The organism is Streptomyces sp. NPDC059696, assembly GCF_042733745.1.
In the GTDB taxonomy this organism is placed as follows: Bacteria; Actinomycetota; Actinomycetes; order Streptomycetales; family Streptomycetaceae; genus Streptomyces.
On the sequence record NZ_JBHWFG010000036.1, the window covers coordinates 62,731 to 81,400 of the forward strand.

Genomic DNA, 18,670 nt, shown 5'->3' on the forward strand with positions numbered 1-18,670 from the left:
TCGGGCGGGTGGGCGGCAGCGAGGCCTGCCGTCCCGCGATGTCAACGTTGACTGATGTCATCGTTGACACTGCTTGGCGAGGATGATGGACTCCGCTCACCGGCAACGTCAATGCCTTGCACCCGTCACAAATCGGCAACGCCCCTCGGCGGCCGCCCGCCCGAAGCCGTTCACCGGCGTGCCCGGGTCGTGCCCGTTTCCGCTCAGCGGACCCCAGAGAAGAGCAGCCCATGAGCCCACGCCAGATCACCGTCCTCGGCGAATGCGTCGCCGACGCGTTCACCGAGCCCGCCCCCGCCCCGAACGAACTCGCCCTGCGCGTCCTGCCGGGCGGCGGGCCAGCCAACACGGCGGTGGCCCTGGCGCGCCTCGGCACCCCTGCCCGCTTCCTCGCGCGGCTGTCCGGCGACGTGTTCGGCCGCCTCTTCCGGGCCCACCTCGCGGCATCCGGCGTGGACCTCTCGCACGCCGTCGAGGCCGCAGAGCCCAGCACGCTCGCCGTCGCCGAACTGGACGACCAGGGCCGGGCCGCGTTCTCCTTCCACGCCCAGGCCACCGCCGACTGGCAGTGGACGAGCGCGGAACTGGGCCGGGTGGACCTGGCCGACACCGCCTGCGTGCACACCGGTTCGCTCGCCCTGGTCCGGAAACCGGGAGCCGCGGTGGTGGAAGCCTTCCTGGCAGCGGCCGCCCCCCGGGCCACCATCAGCATCGACCCCAACGTCCGCCCGCTCCTGGTGCACCCCGACGTCTACCGCGCCCGGCTCGCGCACTGGTGCGGCCTCGCGGACGTACTGCGGCTGAGCGAGGACGACCTGGAACTCCTCCTGCCCGGAACCCCGCTCGAGCAGGCGTGCGACACCTGGCACGCCGCGGGGACACGGCTCGTGGTGATCACGCGCGGCGCAGTAGGAGCCCTGGTCTCACTCGACGGTGAGCGCGTGCAGGTGCCGGCGGTGGCGACGCCGGTCGTCGACACGGTCGGTGCCGGGGACTCCTTCACGGCAGGTCTGCTGCACCACCTCGGCACCCACGGCCTCCTCGGCGGCAGGCTGACGGACCTGAGCCTCGCCGACGTCGAGGCGGCCTGCCTGTTCGCCGTGAGGGTGGCAGCACTGACCTGCTCGGTCGCCGGCCCCAACCCGCCCTGGCAGGACCAGTTGCCGCAGCCCACGCCGGAAACCACCGCGGTCCGGCACCTCGACTCCACCCACTGAACCCCACCGACAAGGACAAGAACCCATGACGAAAACCCTGCTCGCCGAATTCACCGCCCGAGAGGGAGCGGAGGACGAGGTCACCCGCCTGATCCAGGAGTACGCCCTGAAGGTGCGGGAGGAGGAGGGCAACCTCGCGTTCGACGTCTACACCAAGGCCGCCAGCCCCCGCGCCTACTGGATCTTCGAGGTCTACCGGGACGAAGACGCCTTCCAGGCGCACCTGAACGCCCCGTACGGCGGCCCGTTCAACGCCGCGCTCACACCGCTGATCGAAGAGGACGCCTCCGTACTGACGTTCCTCGATCCGCTGGCCGCGCGTCCCTGACGGGCGTCGGCCGAGGCTGCTCACGGCAGGCCCCGGGGGGAGGGCGTCGCGCGGAAAACTCCGGTGCGCCGCCTCGCGCACCTCTGCGATCATCCCCGAATGGCGCACACTTTCGAATCGCTGGTCCTCCGGCACACCCATCGCCTGCCCTCCCCCAAGGGCTCCGCAGGGGAAGGCGCCACCGCCGCCCGGCAGTTCGACGCGGCGCTGACCTCCGTGGGCTTCAAGCTCTCCGCCGAGCTGCTGGAGCACCTGTCGGGGCTGTCCGAGGCGGCGGTCGTGCACACCGCCCGGCGAACGCTGGCCACCGTGCGCGAGATGGTGGGCGACCATGTCCGGCACAACTCCTACTTCATCAACTTCCCGGCGAACGTGCCGGACACCGAAGAGTTCTGGATGCGGTGCGTGGCGAAGGCGCTCGCCGACGACACCTCGCGCGAGAACGTGCTCACGCAGCTGACACACGGCGTCCTGAACCTGCTCAGCCTCCCCACGTACGGCCGCTACCAGCACACCTACCAGGAGATGCTCGCGGCACAGGACGAACTCATCGCCTCGGCTGGCGACCGGGTGACCGTCCTGCACCTCGGACGGGACCTGGACGCCGAGATCACGGACCTCTACCTGGCCCTGGCGGGCAGCACGACACCCCTGGGCGAGGAGCACCTGCGCGACCTCCGGACCCTCGCCGGGCGATGCGCCCTGGGCCCCCAGCCGGAGTCGATCCCTGTCCGGGAGAACAGGGCGGTCGTCAACGAGGCCCGCCTCGCCGTCGGCGCCGACCTCCTGCTGAACACCGTCACCGACGTGCTGCGCCTGGCCTGCGCCCTGTCGGGCGGCGACGTGACGCTCCAGGAACCGACCCGCTTCCGATCGCTGCCCCGGCCGGTGCGCCGAGGGCTGCTCGCGGGCCTCGACGCGGTCGTCGCGGCGAACCCGGCGAAACTCGCCGACGTGCACGCGCACCGGGAGCCCTTCAAGCGCCTCGGTGAGCGTCTCCACCCGCACGAGTACCCCCGCTGGCCGCACGCCGCCGACGTGTTCGCCGTGGCGCGGGGCGAGAAGGAGGCCCGCTCCTTCGACAGCCGCGTCGCGCAGCTGCTCGACGCCCGCGACACCACCGGTGCGGTGAAGCTGCTGACGTCCGCGCCCGGCAAGCTGTTCCGCACCCTGGACCGCCTGCTGCGCGTCGCCACCGGCCAGGAGGAGCGGGACGCGGTGGTCGCCGCCGCGGTCGAGGTCGCTCCCGAGGTCTCCGGCCGGGTCGTTCTCTCGGTCCGTGAGCACTTCCACAATCGGGAGCGGGAGACCGGCGAACCCCGCATCTTCGTCAACCGCCGGGGCCGCGCCTGGGTGGCCCCCGACGCCCGGCGCCCCGTGCCGGCCGCGGACCGCGATCGTCTGATCGCCGCCCTCGACGCGGAGATCCGCCGCCGGCTCCCCGCACCGGGCCGGCTGCTGCTCGACCCCGACGTCCTCGACGTGGCACTCCCGCTCAGCGGCCGGGCGACCGCGGCCGGGTTCGGTGTCCTGCCACGGGGCTCGCTCTCGCGGGTCGACGGCGAACTGCTGCGTTTCTTCGTGTACTGGAAGCAGACCGAGTTCCGCACCGACTACGACCTGTCGGCCCTGCTTCTGCGCGGCGACTACAGCACCGACTCCTGGCTCTCCTACACGGCCCTCACTGCCGTCGGCGGCAAGCACTCGGGCGATGTCACCGAAGCTCCCGACGGAGCCTCGGAGTTCATCGACCTGTCCCTGGGCCGGGTGCGCGGCACGTACATCGTTCCGCAGGTCGACATCTACGCGGGCGAGAGCTTCGAGGACGTCGAGGAGTCCTTCTTCGGGTTCATGCTGCGCGACGGTGCGCAGAAGGGCCGGCCGTTCGAGCCGCGCACGGTGCGGATGAAATCGGAGCTGCGTGGGGTCGGCCGGGTGGCACTGCCCCTGGTCTTCCGGCGCGGGGACGACGGCACGTGGAGCGCGAAGTGGCTGCACCTGTATCTGAGGGGCATCACGGAGGCCAACCGGGTCGAGGAGAACCAGGTGTCGGTGTCCAAGGCGGTGCGTGCCCTCATGGAGCGGGAGCAGCTGACGACGAGGTACCTGGTCGATCTGATGTCCCGCGACAACACCGCCGTGGACCTGTGGGACGGCGAGCCGGTCCCTCAGGAGCCCGTGACGTACATCGGTCTCGAACGGCCCGAGGGTCTGCACCCGGACTCCCGGATCATCACCCTCGAAAATCTGCGCGACCTGATCCCGTCCTGAGTGCTAGCGTTGCCGACGGCGAGGCCATGAGGGGACTTCCTTCTCATTCACTCCACATGACGCAAGTTCCTTCGCTTTCCTCGCCCTCTGCTTCACCGGGAGGCGCCCGCGCGGCGCCTCCCGGTTTTCGTGCACGACCAGCTCGTCACTGCCAGATGGACTTCATCCGCCACGCGCGGAGGACGTCGAGGGTCGCGGTGCCTCCCTCGGCGAACACCTGGACGCCGGTGCTGGAGGGGGCGGGGAAGATCTGGTCGGTGATCACGGCCTCGCCGTCGCCGCCGAAGACCTCCACGGACGACCAGTCGACGAGGATCCGCAGCCGCACCTTGCCGTTCTCGGCCTTCAGCGGAGCCGTCTGCACACCCGGGAACGCGCCGCTGAAGTCCCCGGCGCCGGATCGGCTGCGGTCGACGTACAGCTTCTGTGTGACGGCGTCGTAGCCGACGACGGTCTCCTCGCCGCCCGCACCCGTGCGCACCTTCAGGCCGAAGCGCTTGGCGTCCTTGAGGGAGAAGGCCGCCTCGATGTCGAGCGCCTTGCCCTGGGCCCCGAGGCCGGTCAGGGACTTCGACGTGCTGGTGACGGTGACGCCGGACGCCCTCGCCGGGCCGGTCTGCCGGAGGGACGCGAGACTGCCCACCGGCTTGCTGGTCAGCCGGATCCGGCCGTCGACGGTACGCAGGGCCATCTCCCTCGGGACGCTCTGCACGCCGCGCCACGGGGAGGTGGGGACGGACTGACCGTAGTCCCAGTTGTTCATCCAGCCGATCATGTACCGCTTGCCGTCCGGCGCGTCCTCCCAGGACACGGCCGCGTAGTAGTCCTTGCCGTAGTCGGCCCAGCCGGCCCGCTCCAGGACGGACTCGGCGGGCTTGTCCGCCATGGTGAACCGGTCGGCCAGTACGTGGCCCCAGCCGCCGGTGTTCGTGTCGACGATCCGGATCTGCGCCTTCTTGCCGGCGTACGGGCGCATGTCGAAGGACGCCCAGTCCAGGGCCTCGCTGTCGGTGCCGGTCACGCTGCGGACGACCTTGCCGTCGACGATCAGGTTGACGGACGTCTCCTGGGAGGCGCGCTGGACCGCGGTGTCGGACATGACGATGTGGTCGGCGTTGACATGCCCCCAGCCGCCGGTGTTGTCGTCGACGATCCTGATCCGGGCCTTCTTTCCTGCGAGGTCGCCGACGTCCCAGGAGGTCCAGTCGAGCGCCTCGGAGTCCTTCCCCGTGGCGCTGCGCACCACCCTGCCGTCCACGAGGAGCTCGACGGAGGTCGGGTTGGCCGCGTCTGCCGGGTGGTTGCCGCCGCCGACGAGGAAGTTGATGTGCTTCTTGTCGACGGTGAACTCGGGCGAGGTGAGGGTGCCGGTGGTGGAGTCAGCGCTGCGGAAGGTGTTGACCAGGCCGCTGCCCAGGTATCCGGAGACCTGTTGCTGGCCGGGGAGGGTGCCGGTGGCCGGTGCCGTACCGAAGGCGTCGCCGGTGGCCGTCCAGTCGCCGTAGCCGCCCTCGAAGTCGGCGAGGACCGTGCCCTCGGGCGCGGTGCCGTCCAGGACGGTACCGGCCTTGTGCGGATGCCGCCCGCCACCGATCTTGAAGTTCAGGTACGGGCTGGTCACGGTGAACTCGGGGGAGATGAGGGTGCCGGTGGTGCCGTCACCACCGTGGAAGCTGTTGGCGAGACCCTTGCCGTCGAAGCCCGAGACGGCCTGCTGGCCGTCCAGCGTCCCGGTTGCCGGACCTCGGCCGAACGCGGTCCCGCTCACCGCCCAGTCCCCGAAACCGTCGCCTTCGAAGTCCTGCACGACATCACCCGTGGGCGGTGTGTAGGCGCCCTTGTCGTCAGGGATGAACGTCGTGCCGTCGAAGTCCCCGACGAAGTACTGGGCGGCCGAACCACCCGCGATGCCACCGGGATTGAGGTTGACCACCAGGACCCACTTGACCTTCTCCGGGTCCCCGTCGACCGCGAGAGGGAACAGATCAGGACACTCCCACACGCCACCCGTCGCACCGGCCGGCCCGAACTCGCTCTGCAGTTCCCAGTCCTTGAGGTTCTTGGACGAATAGAACCGCACCTTGTGCTCGGCGGACAGCGACACCGTCATCAGCCAGCTCCTGGTCGGCGCGTACCACTGCACCTTGGGGTCGCGGAAGTTGTCGGAGCCGATGTCGATCACGGGATTGCCCTGGTATTTGGTCCAGGTGCGGCCCCGGTCGGTACTGTAGGCGAGCGACTGGGCCTGTCTGCCGCCGTTCTTGTAGGCGCTGGTGTAGATCGCCACCATGGGCGGGTTCTCCTTGGTGCCGAACCCGGTGGTGTTGTTCCGGTCGACGACCGCGCCGCCGGAGAAGACCATCTCCTTGTCGTCGTGCGACAGGGCGAGCGGCAACTCCTCCCAGTGCACGAGGTCCTTGCTCACCGCGTGCCCCCAGGACATGTCGCCCCAGGAGTTACCGTTCGGGTTGTACTGGTAGAACAGGTGGTACTCGCCCTTGTAATACACCAGGCCGTTGGGGTCGTTCATCCAGTTCTTCTGCGGTGTGAAGTGGAACTGGGGCCTGTAGGTCTCGGTGTACGTCTGTGCGACGCCCTGCGGGGTGAGCGGGGCCGCCGACAGAACGAAGGCGCTCACCACCGTCGCCACCCGCATGCGGGCCTGCCGGGAAACGCGTGTACGGCTCATAGCGGCTCCTTGTCCCACGGTCGTCGACGCAGCGGCCGGGGAGAATCCCAGCGCGACGACCGAGAAGTGCACCCCGGCCCGACGAAGGCTGCCCCGTCGTCGCCCGAGGATGTCATCGTTGACTTGTGTCATCGATGACAGCGGCTGCCCGATTATGAGACGCAGTCAGGTGGCCGCGTCAACGGTCGGGAGAGGAATTGATCCGGCGCGCTCGGTGCTCCCTGCGGCCTTCGCGTCTCGATCCTCTCCGGGAGAATGCGAAGGGGCTCGTCGCCAGGACCCGGCTCGGGCGAGCGAATCTGGGCCACCGGGTCCCGCGCGGGCCGCTGACACGGACCTTCCAGGACATCCTCTCGTTGATCGACGCCGGGCGCTGCGTCCACCCGCTGCAACCGGCCGCCGGGGATCGTCTTCATCGCTGACGGCGATCACGCTGGTGGTGCGTTTGGTGGCGGCGTTGCCGCCGACGACTTCGGCGCATCCGTTCATCAGGGCGGGGCGGCTCACCAGCGCCTCCGAAGGCGTCATCCTCTCCATCGCCGAGGCCCTGCAACTCACCCAGGCCGAGACCCAGTACCTGCGCGACCTGCTGCGCCCCCAGCCCCGCCGGTCCGCGCAAGCCGCACCGCCCCAGCCGGTGCGGCCGGAACTGCTGCGCATGCTGAACGGACTGCACGACCAGCCCGCCTTCGTCCTCGGCCGCCGCAACGAGGTCCTGGCCTCCAACGAACTCCTCGACGCGCTGTTCACCCCGTTCAACCACCGCCGCCCGGCGAGCGCAACCCGCTGCGCTGGATGCTCCTCGACCCAGCCGCCCGCTCCCTCTACCTCGACCGGGCACAGGTCACCTCCGAGGTCGTCGGCGTGCTACGCGCCGAGGCCGGCCGCAACCCCAACGACCCGCAGATCGCCGCAGTAGTCGCCGAACTGAACTCGCTATCACCCGAGTTCCGTACCTGGTGGGCCGAGCGGACCGTCGTCGAACGCACCTGGGGCACCAAACGATTCAACCACCCCGTCGTCGGCCGCCTCGACATCACCTACGAGGCACTCTCCCTGCCCGGCGACCCCGACCAGATCCTCTTCGTCCACGCCGGGAAGACCGACGACGACCTCGAAAAGCTACGCATCCTCGCCAGCTGGTACGCCCAGTCCACCCGCCCTTCCGCCACCGCCGACAAGGACACCACCCAGCCCCAGCCCGACAAGGCGGCCGGCCAGGACTCCCCCCACGCGTAGTTTCGCCGCGGCGTCCCACCGGGATCGGCGGGTCGTGCCGTCGTCGAGGCCGGGTCGGTGAGGTGGTGGCGGGGGAGTTCGTGTGGCAGGTTGCGGGACGCATCCGCGGTCAGTTGTGCGTGAACTGGCCCGCCACGGGCTGTCTGGTGGTGAACTGGCTGTACCGGGCAATGGCCGTCCTGGCCCTCTCGGGCAGGGGCGTGGTGTGGCTTGCACGGGCCTTGGCCTTTTGCGGAGCAGGGGACCGGCTTCTGCACGTTGGGACCGGGGCACGGCGGCATCGGCGGCAGGGCCGGCCGCTCCCCTGAGCGGTGTGGGTGCGGCCGTCGCGCCACTCATGAGTGGCGACAAGTCGCGCGGGTGTGGCCTTGTTCAAGCGGTGTCACCCCGTACCCGCACCCTCGCCCCGGCGAGGGGGGCAATTGGTGTTGGCTGAAACAGCAACTCACGCCACCTGAAACACAGTTGTCGCCTGCCCTAGCGGTTGGCAGACTCGCCTCACCGACGGATGCAAGCGGACGCGTGTGCGAAACGCGTGGGTGGTTGTGCGTGCGCGGAGCATCTCGTCGGCGGACCGGGCGTACGCCCATCTCACCAGGGGGAGCATCCATGAACTTCAGTCTGCCCAGTCGCGTCCTGGGCCGTGCCGTCACCACCCTTGCGCTGGCGCTGACCATGGCCACCGCTACCACCGGTCTGCTTTCGGGTATCGAGGCGCAGGCTCTGCCGGTCACCGAGGGCTCCTTCAACTTCAGCGGTGACGAGGGCGATTACATCAGCGGTGGCAAGTCCTACGCCTACACGACGGCGTCCCAGGACCGCATGAACGTCTCCGGTAGCAGTGACCATCGGGTGGTGAGCGTCTCCGTCCGCGCGGCGAACGGTGACTGGTGGTCCCTGGACCTGGCGGCGCCTTCCGGCACGAGCCTGACGACGGGGACCTACACGGGAGCCACCCGCTATCCGTTTCACAGCGGGAGCGAACCGGGCCTGTCGCTCGACGGCAACGGCCGCGGCTGCAACCAGCTCACGGGCACCTTCACGATCTCCGCGCTCGAGTTCGGCCCTCAGGGCTATGTGAAGAAACTCGACGCCACGTTCGTGCAGCACTGCGAGCACAGCCTCCCGGCCGCGCGCGGCGAGGTCCACATCGAGAACCCTGCCCCGCCGGCCGAACTCGGTCTCGGTCTCGACGTCGCCGTGGCCGGCACCGCGAGCTCCCTCAACGGCAAGGCCACCTTCCACGGCACGGTGAGCTGCAACAAGCCGGTGCGGGTGAGCGTGGGGGGCGACGTCACGCAGGTGAAGAAGCGGGACCTCATCCGTGGTTCCTTCTCCGCGTCGGTCTCCTGCACCCCGGGCGCCCCGGTCGCCTGGACCGCTACGGCCGTGCCCACCGGATCGGTGCCCTTCCAGAAGGGGGACGTCGAGGTGGAGGGCCGGGCGACGGCGACGGACCCGGACTACGAGCAGCCGGTGACGGTCGGCGAGACGGTTGCGGTTCGCCTCAGCAGGGTGTGACCCGCACGTCCTGACACCCGCCCACAGCCACACCGCCCGGCCCAAACCCTCTCGAAGAGGGTTCGGGCCGGGCGTCTTGGGCGGCACACGGATCACGGGCGGGGCGATGCCGGTTCGGCCCCGCCTGTCGGTCCTTGCACCTGCTGGGGTCCTTGCACCTGCTCCGGTACGTGCTGCGCGGCGTCGCCGGCGAGATACCCGGGCAGCGAAGGGTGCCGGCGGTTCCGAGGCCCGGCCGCACGAAGAGCAGAACGAACGCTCCAGCCTGGGCGAATGCCCTCGCGGCGTCCGGCGCGGAGCGGGTAGTGGGCCAGTCCACACCGTTAACGCCACTCCCTCGGATGTGTCTCTGCCGGATCGATCGATAGGGTGCCTGAGACGAGAGAAGAGATCCCTCCATGGACGCCCGGATATCCCGTATCCGCTCCAAGCTGGCGAAGATGCCGTACCAGGCGCAACGAAGCCACTCCGTGTGCGGAGAGGGCCACCAGTTCCGTCTTGGTCCGCGCATCGGTTCTTCAGAAGCGGACGCCTTCGAGGCGGAGCACCACATTCTCTTGCCTGCGGCATACAGAGCGTTCCTTATCGAACTCGGGGGCAGGGGTGCTGGCCCCTTCTACGGCCTTCTTCCGCTGGAGAAGTGCAGGCTGTTCACGATGAACCGGAAGCCGGCGGACGGCAGTCCGAGGGGATTCAGGCATGTGGACCACCCGTACGCGCTGCAGGGTGACTTGTTCCTTCACATCATCGAGATGGGTTGTAGCGATCTGTGCCTCATCGGAGTGACCGGTCCCCTTACCGGCCGTGTGGTCATCGGCAACGCGGACGGTTTCTGGCCTCCGAACGTCTCCTCGGCACCGGACTTCCTCAGTTGGTACGAGCGTTGGCTCAACCACATGCGGGACGGCAAGGACAACGCCGCGCTGGGGCTGTCCTCCCCGGCGATCGCGGGGAGCGCCAGGTGGGGCCCCGCGCCATGGAGGCACCTCAGGGCCTTCGCCGAAGGGGCCCTCGAACCGCCGGCCCGGCCGTCGGAGACTCCTGAACGACCTTGATCAAACGATGGGGTCACGGGGTGAGTCCCGAAGCCGTCGACCGGCGGCTCGGTTCCCGTGCAGAGCCACTGGGTCACATGAGCGCGGCCGGTGCCCGGTCCGCCGAAGCGGGTGACAAGGGCACCGGCCCGCCACAGACCGCCGTGATCGGCGAACCGCGCTTCCACGGCTGCAGGCTGCTGCCGGTAGGGCCATCGGGGGCCTGTCGGTGTCGCCTCGTCCTACACTCGCCCCACCGCCGCTGATCCCGCCCCGGCAACACCCGAACACATCGGCAACGAACTCCGCCAACTCGTCCCGGAGCCACTCCACTTGCCCGGACCTCGCCCCGAGAAGCCGCTCACTATCAGCCAAGATCACTCAACGTGACGAAGCACTACCAGGGCCCGTCGTTTGGATCATCTGGTGGTTGGCCAGGTTGCTGACTGGAGACTCGATCGCGGTACCGCTAGGGGGGTGTGCGTCGGCGCGGAGGACTTCCGTCGGGCTCACGGGAGCAGTTCGATGTGCGGATGGTGCGGGGATGCCGGGCAGACATGGAGTTGGAGGTCGTAGCCGCCGATGATGTCGATGGAGGTGAAATTGCCGTCCTGGGCTCCCAGGGGAGGCGGGGCCGGGTTGGTCGGTTCCTCCTTGGCGATCCAGGTCCCGCTGCCGCCGTCCCATTCCGAGGAGGCGATGGTGAGTAGCGGGACCTGCTCGGTGCCGCACGCGGGGCAGGGGCGGGGCTTGGGGTCGGTGCGGGGCCAGCTGCTCCAGCCGCCGGTCTTCCAGCCAGGGGCGGTGGAGAGGTTGTTCAGGTAGAGCTCGCCCGGGTCGTCCGCGTACGTGTTGTACCGCGCAGGATCGATCGTCTCCCAGCGGTTCATGTCGTCCAGCTGTTCCCAGAGCTCCTTGCTCAGCTCCCCGGGGTGGGGGAATTCGGTGACCTGCTCCGGTGAGAACAGGCACGGCTCCGGGAGGTAGCAGTCCCGCTGGATGATGGGAGGTTCGGGCGGTGCGTCGAGAACGTCGGTGACGGTGGCGGAGGAGCGCCAGAACAGGGCTGTCCGGGGGTGGGCCATCTCGTGGTCGAAGGGGCACCAGAGGACCTGCAGGAGGTCCGCGTCGGGCGGGCACGGGAAGGGGACGTCGCGGGCGTAGAGCTGGGCGACGGGCAGGAGGGGGATGGGGGCATCGAACCACGGGCGGCCCAGGTTGATCCGCTCCCAGGTCGCCAGTTCCTCGGGGGTCCACTGAGGTGCCTGGGGGTCGAGGCGTAACCGCTCGGCCGCTACGGCGCGGTCGTGGCGGAGGAGCTGGACGTCGTCCGGTGAGTAGAGCACCGGCGTCGCGTGTCTGTCGTGCGGTTCGTCGCAGTGCGGCCACGGCTCGCCGGCGGGCCACAGGAGCGGGCCGCCCACGGAGCTGTCGCGCACGGTCGGCGCCCCCGGCCGCGGGTGCAGCCGGGTCGCCGTCCGCGCCAGAGGAGCCAGTTCAGGAAAGAGCGCGGTGATGTCGAACGGCCGCGGTGGGGTGGTGAAGGTGGCGTTCATAACGGTGATGCTGCCAGCAGCGTCTGACAATGGGCGTACCGATCTACGTCAGCTGACACCATGCAGCCTCCCTCTGTCAGCAGACGGACGGAGGAAAAGGCCGGCAGTATGGAGTCCGGCCAGGTAGATGGTCGCGGTCTTCTCGTAGAGCGTGGCGATGCCGCGCCACTGCCTCGGGGTTGATGCACCGTTCGACGGCGGTGCGCTGCTTGTAGGTCTCGCGGTCGAAGGCCGGTGGTCTGCCGCCCCGGCTGCCGCGTCGCAGCCGGTGGCCATGCTGATCAGCCGGGACCGGGATCACCGCCCGGATGCCGCGCCTGCGCGGGTGGTCGCGGATCGCGGGGGACGAGTAGGCGTTGTCTGCCAGGACCACGTCCGGCCAGGGTCGCGGCCGTCCGCCTCGTCGGGGAACACGCAAACGGGCCATGACGTAAGTGAAGGCAGGTACGTCCCTGGCCTGCCCGGCGTGCGATCGAGCCGGGCGAGAACCTGGTGGCCGGCTGGATGAAGGAGACCTGGCCCGAGGTGGAAGGACCGTGGCGGCGCTCGACGCCTGGCTCATCTTGGAGGACGAAGCCGGATTCTCGATGACGCCGCCCACCACCCGGCACCTGGTCCCGCCGCAGCCACAACCCCGCGGTCCGCGTGCGGGGCCGCTGGGCGCTGCCGCCTCTCGGCGGCCGCCCTGGCTTGCTGCAAGGCCGGCGAACGATCGCGCCTGCTCCACCGGCCCTGCCCGGACGCCCGGCCCGACGGGCGCAAGAGCTTCTCCTGGAAGGACTACCGCGATCTGATCCGTGCCGCGCACCAGCAACTTGGCGGCCCGACGTGCTGGTCTGGGACAACCTGAGCACCCACCTCACCGCCCGGGATGCGCCGCTACATCGCTCAACAGGACTGGCTCACCGTCTACCAACTCCCGCCCTACGCACCCGACCCCAACCCGGTCGAGGGCCTCTGGTCGCACCTGTGACGCACCACCACGGCGCAGGGCGACCGCCTTGTGGCTTCGATCACTTCTTGCGACAGCGTTTGTTGACGAGTTTGGACGGCAGCGTCTGGTCGACGGCTTCGCGGATCGTCACGAGTTTTGCAGTCACCTGCTGATTGAGGCGAGTCGGGTTGGCGGGTTGCGACAGGGCTGTCACAAGCTTCGGAGATCACTTGACCTCGCCGGGAGAGGCGACAGTGTCTCTGTCGATCACATGAGCGGGCGGTCTGTGCTCGCTGGTCAGGCCAGGATGAAGAGGGGGAGTTCGCGTGACTGCGACCTGCATCATTCTCGACATCGGGGGCGTGCTGGAGATCACGCCGGAAACTGGATGGGTGCAACGGTGGGAAGAGCGGCTGAAACTGCCACTGGGCACTGTCCATGAACGGATGCACGACGTGTGGCGGGCCGGGAGCGTCGGGAGCATCAGCGAGCGCGAGGTGCGCGAACAGGTGGCGGTCCGATTAGGACTCGACGCCCCCCAGGTTGAAGCCTTCATGGCTGATCTCTGGGCGGAATACCTGGGGACGCCGAACGAGGAGTTCATCGACTATGTGCGAGGGCTGAGCGGAAGCTGCAGGCTGGGCATCCTGAGCAACAGCTTCGTCGGCGCCCGGGAGCGGGAGACGACGCTGTATCACTTCGACGAACTGGTGGAGCAGATCGTCTACTCGCACGAGATCGGCATCGAGAAGCCCGACCTGCGTGCCTTCGAGGCCGCATGCGCCAGCTTAGACGTGCGGCCGGAAAACTGCCTGTTCATCGACGATGTCGCAGTCAACGTTGAGGCCGCCCAGACGGCGGGCATGCAGGCGCATCTGTTCGAAGACAACGCCCGAACCGTCACGCGCATCGCAGCTCATCTGGATGCCGGGCCCTTGGCCCCAGGGCGGGTCCCGCTCGGATGATGTCGGCCTGGCCGGTCTTCGCGGTTGCCGGCCAGGCGTTGAAACGGTTGATCAGCCCGCTTCTGCGTGTTGGGCTCGGGCTCGGGTGCTGGCGAGGCGGTAGGAGTCGGTGCCCGTTTCGATGATGGTGCCGTTGAAGGTGAGGCGGTCGACGATGGCGGCGCAGAGACGAGGATCGGTGAACGTCCTGGTCCAGCCGCCGAAGGACTCGTTGGAGGCGATGGCGCCTCATCGACCGCAACGACCACCAGCCGCCGAGGCCACGCTGCCACCGCGTTCAACTACGCCCCCTCACGCATATCTTGTCCAGCACTCTAATCACCCACCAGGCCTCCAGCCACGATGCGGCTGCCGCCTGCGGCCGGATAGGATCCCGGCACCACGGCCCCGACTGCCCCATCCCACCGCTGACGGTGGCCTACTACGGAAACCTCTTCCGCATCCCGAGTAAACGCCTGGGCGCACAGGACGACACCCCGCTCGTCGACGACACCGACCCCTTCACCGAACAGGAAGAGGCCTTCGTCCTCGACACCCTCGCCCAGTACACCTCGCCCGACCTCGACCCCGAACAACTCGAGACCGAAACACTCGGCCTGGGCATCCCCTACATCCCCCGCCCCGTCGCCCAAGCCGTGGTCGCCGTCGACCACAAGATCGGTCCTGGCACGGGACGGCGCCTGCTGCGCTTCGCCCGCCAGGTCTACCGCTACCTCCGCCACGACATCGGTGAGCGCATCCGCGCCGATCTCTGAACCGAACTGCACCGCCCCGGCCCCCGCCTGGTCATCGCGCACTCCCTGGGCAGCGTCATCGCCTTCGACATGCTCACCCGCGACGACACCGGCCCCGGCCCCGACAGCCTGACCACCCTCGTCACCTGCGGCTCCCCCCTCGCATGGCCCACCATCCGCCACTCCTTGGGCCAGGACGCCGTCCTCCCACTACCCGACGGCATCAAATGGTTGAACCTGCACGCCGCCGGTGACATCGTCGCCCAGAGCAGACTGGCCGCCGTCGCCCCGGCCGCCCGCGACGAACCCGTGAGCAACGGCATCAGCAATCCCCACTCTGCCCTCCGCTACGTCGAGAAACAGCCGCTCGCCGACCTCATCGTCAAAACCGGCGCTTTGTGAGCCCGGGCCACCCGCAGTAGCCCACCATGCACAGTGGCGAAACCTCGCGGTGCCCAGGCATCGATGATCCAGGCCGCAATCACTTCTGTGTCAGCGCGCGGAGCCAGGCGTCTCCGGGCGGCGGGACGAAGAAGTAGCCGCCTCCCGTGGTGAGGGTGTACTTGGCCATGGCCTCGCCCTGGAGCCTGCGCTGCACCGCCTCGAAGCCCTTCTCCAGATCGCTCTGGAAGCAGGAAAAGATCAACCCCTGGTCATCCGGCCCTCGGTTGTAGTTGTAGCTGCGCCGGACCATCGGGGGAGGAGTGCGCGGGTTGGGCGCAGCTCTGCGCACGTGTGCGTCGAGCGGGGTAATCTTGCCGTGGGGGTCAGTGGCGAAGGCGGCCCTCTCAGTGCTGGGTGTGCCGTCCAGCCATCGGCCGTTCCTACGGCGGCCGGTGATGCGCTCTTGCTCGTGGGCCGAGTCGCGGTCCCAGAAGCCGGTGGCGAGCCGGATGACCCGGATTACCTGATAGCTGCCGCCTACAGCCCAGGATGGTTCGCCCTGACCGACGCGAACGGTCGCGCGTTCGGTGATCTCGGCCGTAGTAGCGGGGTTTCCATGCCCTTCGGTGAAGTGGAACGGGTTACGGGACAGTCCTCGTCCGTCCTCGGTGCGGTTCTCGGGACGGGTGCCGTCCGCGTGCCAGCGCAGCTGCTGCTGTGGCAGTGCGCGAAGTGCCTGTTCCGCGGCCTGTCGTACGGCGCGGGCTGAGGATCCTGTGATCTGGAGCAAGAGGTCGCCATGTGTCTGGGCAGGGTCCAGCACGTCACCCGCAAACGATGGCATTCTTCTCAGGTTCCGTGGCCTGTCTGACCGAGACGGCAAAGCGCCTTCACCGAGCGCCAGCCAGGCAGCGATTTTCCCGCCATCGATCGCAGCGACAGCATGATACGCGGCGCTCAGCGTCTCACCGCATCGCTTGCTGCCTGAGGTTAAGTCGATGGCGATAACCGTGGCATACGGCAAGGGGGCCGTCCCTCGCAGGTGGGCCGGGACATCCTGCTGATCGGAAGAGCTGTTGCTCATGGTTACAGCGCCCACAGCAGCGAGTCCACCGGCTCCCAGACTGGTCAAGGCGGAGGCACGCAGGACCGCTCGCCGATCCCAGCGTCCTGTCATCTTCCGTTCCCCCTCTCCGTGGTGCATACGGGCACTCGAACGGCAGTCGGGATGAACTGTAGCCTCACTCTTCAGCTGCTCTTGCTAGACGCCTTGCGGCATGCCTAGTCCGTTGATTTACCCACGCGGTCATTGACACCTCGCGAAGCAATTCGAGGTGCTCTCGCGAGAGATCCCTATTCGACAACCAGCTAAGTGCTCGTTCTATCCAGTGGTCGCTCCTGCTGCGCAACGCCATCGACAGCACGCCTTCGATGGGAAGCAAGTCCTGAAGAATGCTGGGTGACACGCCGAATCGTTCAGCAGTGATGTTCAACTCTGCGCGAATTGACTTCTCGTCTGAGTCCAACATCGTCACCCAAGAGGAGGGTAGGTTCTTCTCCGAAGATTCGACCGCACCTTCGAGTCTCCCAAGCGTCCACACCCCCCTTCGATCAAGTCCCAGCCAGATACCCGTCGCACTGATCCGTACTAGCGGAAGCCATACAATGGTTCCTGCTTGATCCGGGTACTGGGAGGTGATCCAGGAGCTCTCAGGTACAGCAGAGAGCTCCGCGGCCAGATCAGTCTTCGTCACTGCGCCTGCCTTGAGGGCGATCCTGCAGAGATTCCACGTCGTCACCAGTACATGCTAGACGTGTGACTCACGGAAATGCCCTGTTGATCCATGAAGTCTTGGAAGGCCTTCCTTACCGAGTCGTTCCAATTCATCCCATAGTGCCCGGACCACTGATTGGTCTGCAATTCACCATTCGGCCCTCGGCGTAGCCGACCTCCCACCATCGTGGATTTGTTAGCATCGACCGCGCTCCCGAGGAAATCATGACCTCCAACTCCCTGATTGGCTCCGGTGGCGAAACGTCCCGTGGTGGGATCGAAGATGAAGTCCCTTTCACCGTTCGGGCTGAAGTTCTTGATCGCGCGAACGGATTTGACGCGGTCGCTGGCCTCAAGTACCCCCTTAACTGGTCCGCTTCCGTGAATGAAACAACTGGAATTGTGAACCAGAACAGGGGTTCCGCTGGTCAAGACATAGTACGTGTGAAGGTCTTCGACGGTGAGGTTGTGCACCGGGACGGACTGTGTGCGGTGGCGTACGGAAGCGATCTGAACCCAGGTACCTGAGCTGGTCTGCAGCCACTGGCCGGGTTCGAGGTCGCCGGCGTCCAACCACTGGTGTCGGTCCGGGACCCAGAAGGGGTGACCGACGGTTGCAGTGATCTTTCCGGATGCAGTCTGGGAAGGTCCGTCGGCGTCGAGGGTGATGTCAACAAGTTGTTTGTCACCGTTGCCGCTGATCAGAGTGGTGACTGCACGTGGACCGCTTTCACCTGTCTCTGGGTCGGTGGCGATGACGGTGTCACCGATGTGAATGTCCTTGATGGGCTTGCGGGTGCCGTCGGCCATAAGGACGGGGGAGTCGCCGGTGAAGCTGTTGGGGACCATGCAGCGGCCCAGCTTGGAGCCGAAGCCCGCACCGAGCATGCCGCCGAGGCAGCCGGCTGCGGCGGCGACTCCGACTTGGCCCCAGTTGACTTTGCGGCCGGACAGGCGCTGGGTGAGCCAGTCGAGTCCGCCGTCGACGACGCCGCCGATGATGCAGCCGGCGATGAGGGGGTTGTTGCCGGTGGGGTCGGTGTAGGTGGTGGGGGAGGACAGGGCGTACTGGTAGAGGTTGGTGCCGCCGGCGTGGCCGATGGGGTCTTGGGAGATGAAGCGGCCGGTCTGGGGGTCGTAGTAGCGGTTGCGGTAGTAGAGCAGGCCGGTGCCGTCGTCTTCGCGGCCGGTGAAGGTATAGGGGTTGGAAGCCGTGGTACCGGGGCCGGTGGCGGTGGGGGTGCCGTTCGGGTCGTAGGCGTAGGTGGTGGCGATGGTGCCGTCGGTGTTGGCCAGGCCTACGACGGTGCCGAGCGCGTCGGTGAGGTAGACCTGGGTCTTGCCGCCTTCGGTACGCGTGAGGAACTCGTCCAGGCCCGAGGTGGCCACGCTGGCTGTCGTTGTCCCGGAGGCGTTCTGTTCGACCAGGGGGTTGGTGCCGTCGGTCAGATACCGGCTGGTGGCGGTGCCGTTGGTCTTGGAGATGCGTCCGCCGAGCGGGTCGTAGCCGAACGATGACGCGGTGCCTGCCTTGACCAGGCCGGTCAACTCCCCGCGGGCGTTCCAGGTGTAGGTGCGCAGACCGTCGTTCTTGAGCTGGCCGACATCGTCGTAGGTGAAGGTGCGGCCGCCATAGGTGGTGATGCGGTTGTCCTCGCCGAACTGGGTGCCGCTCTCCGCGGCGGGCAGGGCCACCTTGGTCAGGGAGCCGGTCAGGCCGGTCTGCAGGCCGCGGACGTCCCGGGCATACGTCAGGTCGCCGACCGTTTTGGTGCCTTGTGCGTAGGCGATGGACTTGATGACGCCGGTGGTGTCGTAGCCGGTGGTGCGGGTGATGCCGCCGGGCAGGGAGGCGGTCTTCTCCCGGCCCACGTCGTCCAGACCGAAGGTGACGTCCTGGGTGCCGGTCTTGACCGACTTGAGGATGCTGGACTTGTCGTAGCCGTAGGTGGTGCTGGTTCCGGCTGCGGTCATCAGTTTGCGGCGGTCGGCGTTGTCGTAGTCGTAGGTGACCTTGCCGGTGG

The 18,670-nt window shown here is 68.0% G+C and carries 13 protein-coding genes and 4 pseudogenes; 10 read left to right on the forward strand and 7 right to left on the reverse strand.

The window, feature by feature from the left end:
- Window positions 1-230: 230 nt before the first annotated feature.
- From ACFV20_RS30595 to ACFV20_RS30605, 3 genes are all read left to right on the forward strand, one after another.
- Window positions 231-1,217, forward strand: a complete 987-nt coding sequence (locus ACFV20_RS30595) for a carbohydrate kinase (protein WP_385662454.1) — start codon at window positions 231-233, stop codon at window positions 1,215-1,217.
- 25 nt (window positions 1,218-1,242) lie between these two features.
- Complete coding sequence (locus ACFV20_RS30600) at window positions 1,243-1,545, forward strand: putative quinol monooxygenase (protein ID WP_385662457.1); 303 nt, start codon at window positions 1,243-1,245, stop codon at window positions 1,543-1,545.
- 99 nt (window positions 1,546-1,644) lie between these two features.
- A complete protein-coding gene (locus ACFV20_RS30605) occupies window positions 1,645-3,816 on the forward strand; it encodes a hypothetical protein (protein ID WP_385662460.1) in 2,172 nt (723 codons plus the stop codon).
- 145 nt (window positions 3,817-3,961) lie between these two features.
- Here ACFV20_RS30605 and ACFV20_RS30610 read toward each other — a convergent pair whose 3' ends face one another.
- On the reverse strand, window positions 3,962-6,505 hold the full coding sequence (locus tag ACFV20_RS30610) for a GH32 C-terminal domain-containing protein (RefSeq protein WP_385662463.1): 2,544 nt from the start codon (window positions 6,503-6,505) through the stop codon (window positions 3,962-3,964).
- Window positions 6,506-7,163: 658 nt separating this feature from the next.
- Between ACFV20_RS30610 and ACFV20_RS30615 the strand changes: the two are divergent.
- The 3 genes and pseudogenes from ACFV20_RS30615 to ACFV20_RS30625 all read left to right on the forward strand — a co-directional run bounded on the left by ACFV20_RS30615 (window position 7,164) and on the right by ACFV20_RS30625 (window position 10,320).
- Window positions 7,164-7,744: pseudogene (locus ACFV20_RS30615) on the forward strand (hypothetical protein).
- Window positions 7,745-8,353: 609 nt separating this feature from the next.
- Window positions 8,354-9,265, forward strand: coding sequence for a hypothetical protein (locus tag ACFV20_RS30620; RefSeq protein WP_385662465.1), 912 nt, complete (start codon window positions 8,354-8,356; stop codon window positions 9,263-9,265).
- Between the two features lie 398 nt (window positions 9,266-9,663).
- Window positions 9,664-10,320, forward strand: a complete 657-nt coding sequence (locus ACFV20_RS30625; RefSeq protein ID WP_385662468.1) for an SMI1/KNR4 family protein — start codon at window positions 9,664-9,666, stop codon at window positions 10,318-10,320.
- 488 nt (window positions 10,321-10,808) lie between these two features.
- Here ACFV20_RS30625 and ACFV20_RS30630 read toward each other — a convergent pair whose 3' ends face one another.
- Both ACFV20_RS30630 and ACFV20_RS30635 read right to left on the reverse strand, forming a co-directional pair.
- Complete coding sequence (locus ACFV20_RS30630) at window positions 10,809-11,855, reverse strand: hypothetical protein (RefSeq protein ID WP_385662470.1); 1,047 nt, start codon at window positions 11,853-11,855, stop codon at window positions 10,809-10,811.
- Window positions 11,856-11,903: 48 nt separating this feature from the next.
- Window positions 11,904-12,294, reverse strand: a pseudogene (locus ACFV20_RS30635) (transposase); the annotation flags it as partial.
- A 148-nt stretch (window positions 12,295-12,442) separates the two neighbouring features.
- On the opposite strand from ACFV20_RS30635, the pseudogene ACFV20_RS30640 reads away from it, so the two are divergent.
- Both ACFV20_RS30640 and ACFV20_RS30645 read left to right on the forward strand, forming a co-directional pair.
- A pseudogene (locus ACFV20_RS30640) lies at window positions 12,443-12,825 on the forward strand (transposase); the annotation flags it as partial.
- A 290-nt stretch (window positions 12,826-13,115) separates the two neighbouring features.
- Window positions 13,116-13,754, forward strand: coding sequence for an HAD family hydrolase (locus ACFV20_RS30645; RefSeq protein WP_385662472.1), 639 nt, complete (start codon window positions 13,116-13,118; stop codon window positions 13,752-13,754).
- 51 nt (window positions 13,755-13,805) lie between these two features.
- Here the strand turns inward: ACFV20_RS30645 and ACFV20_RS30650 are convergent.
- Window positions 13,806-13,979: pseudogene (locus ACFV20_RS30650) on the reverse strand (ATP-binding protein); the annotation flags it as partial.
- A gap of 77 nt (window positions 13,980-14,056) precedes the next feature.
- Here ACFV20_RS30650 and ACFV20_RS30655 point away from each other — a divergent pair.
- Window positions 14,057-14,509, forward strand: coding sequence for a hypothetical protein (locus ACFV20_RS30655; protein ID WP_385662475.1), 453 nt, complete (start codon window positions 14,057-14,059; stop codon window positions 14,507-14,509).
- A gap of 69 nt (window positions 14,510-14,578) precedes the next feature.
- Window positions 14,579-14,890 (forward strand): hypothetical protein, encoded by a 312-nt coding sequence (locus ACFV20_RS30660; RefSeq protein ID WP_385662478.1) that lies wholly within the window; start codon window positions 14,579-14,581, stop codon window positions 14,888-14,890.
- Between the two features lie 79 nt (window positions 14,891-14,969).
- Here ACFV20_RS30660 and ACFV20_RS30665 read toward each other — a convergent pair whose 3' ends face one another.
- The 3 genes from ACFV20_RS30665 to ACFV20_RS30675 all read right to left on the reverse strand — a co-directional run.
- The gene (locus tag ACFV20_RS30665; protein ID WP_385662481.1) at window positions 14,970-15,956 is read right to left on the reverse strand and encodes a Dyp-type peroxidase; all 987 of its coding nucleotides are present in this window, start codon (window positions 15,954-15,956) and stop codon (window positions 14,970-14,972) included.
- Between the two features lie 157 nt (window positions 15,957-16,113).
- The gene (locus tag ACFV20_RS30670) at window positions 16,114-16,671 is read right to left on the reverse strand and encodes a hypothetical protein (protein WP_385662484.1); all 558 of its coding nucleotides are present in this window, start codon (window positions 16,669-16,671) and stop codon (window positions 16,114-16,116) included.
- On the reverse strand, window positions 16,668-18,670 hold a 2,003-nt coding region (locus ACFV20_RS30675; RefSeq protein WP_385662487.1), incomplete at its 5' end, for a polymorphic toxin type 43 domain-containing protein. The genes ACFV20_RS30670 and ACFV20_RS30675, both read right to left, overlap by 4 nt.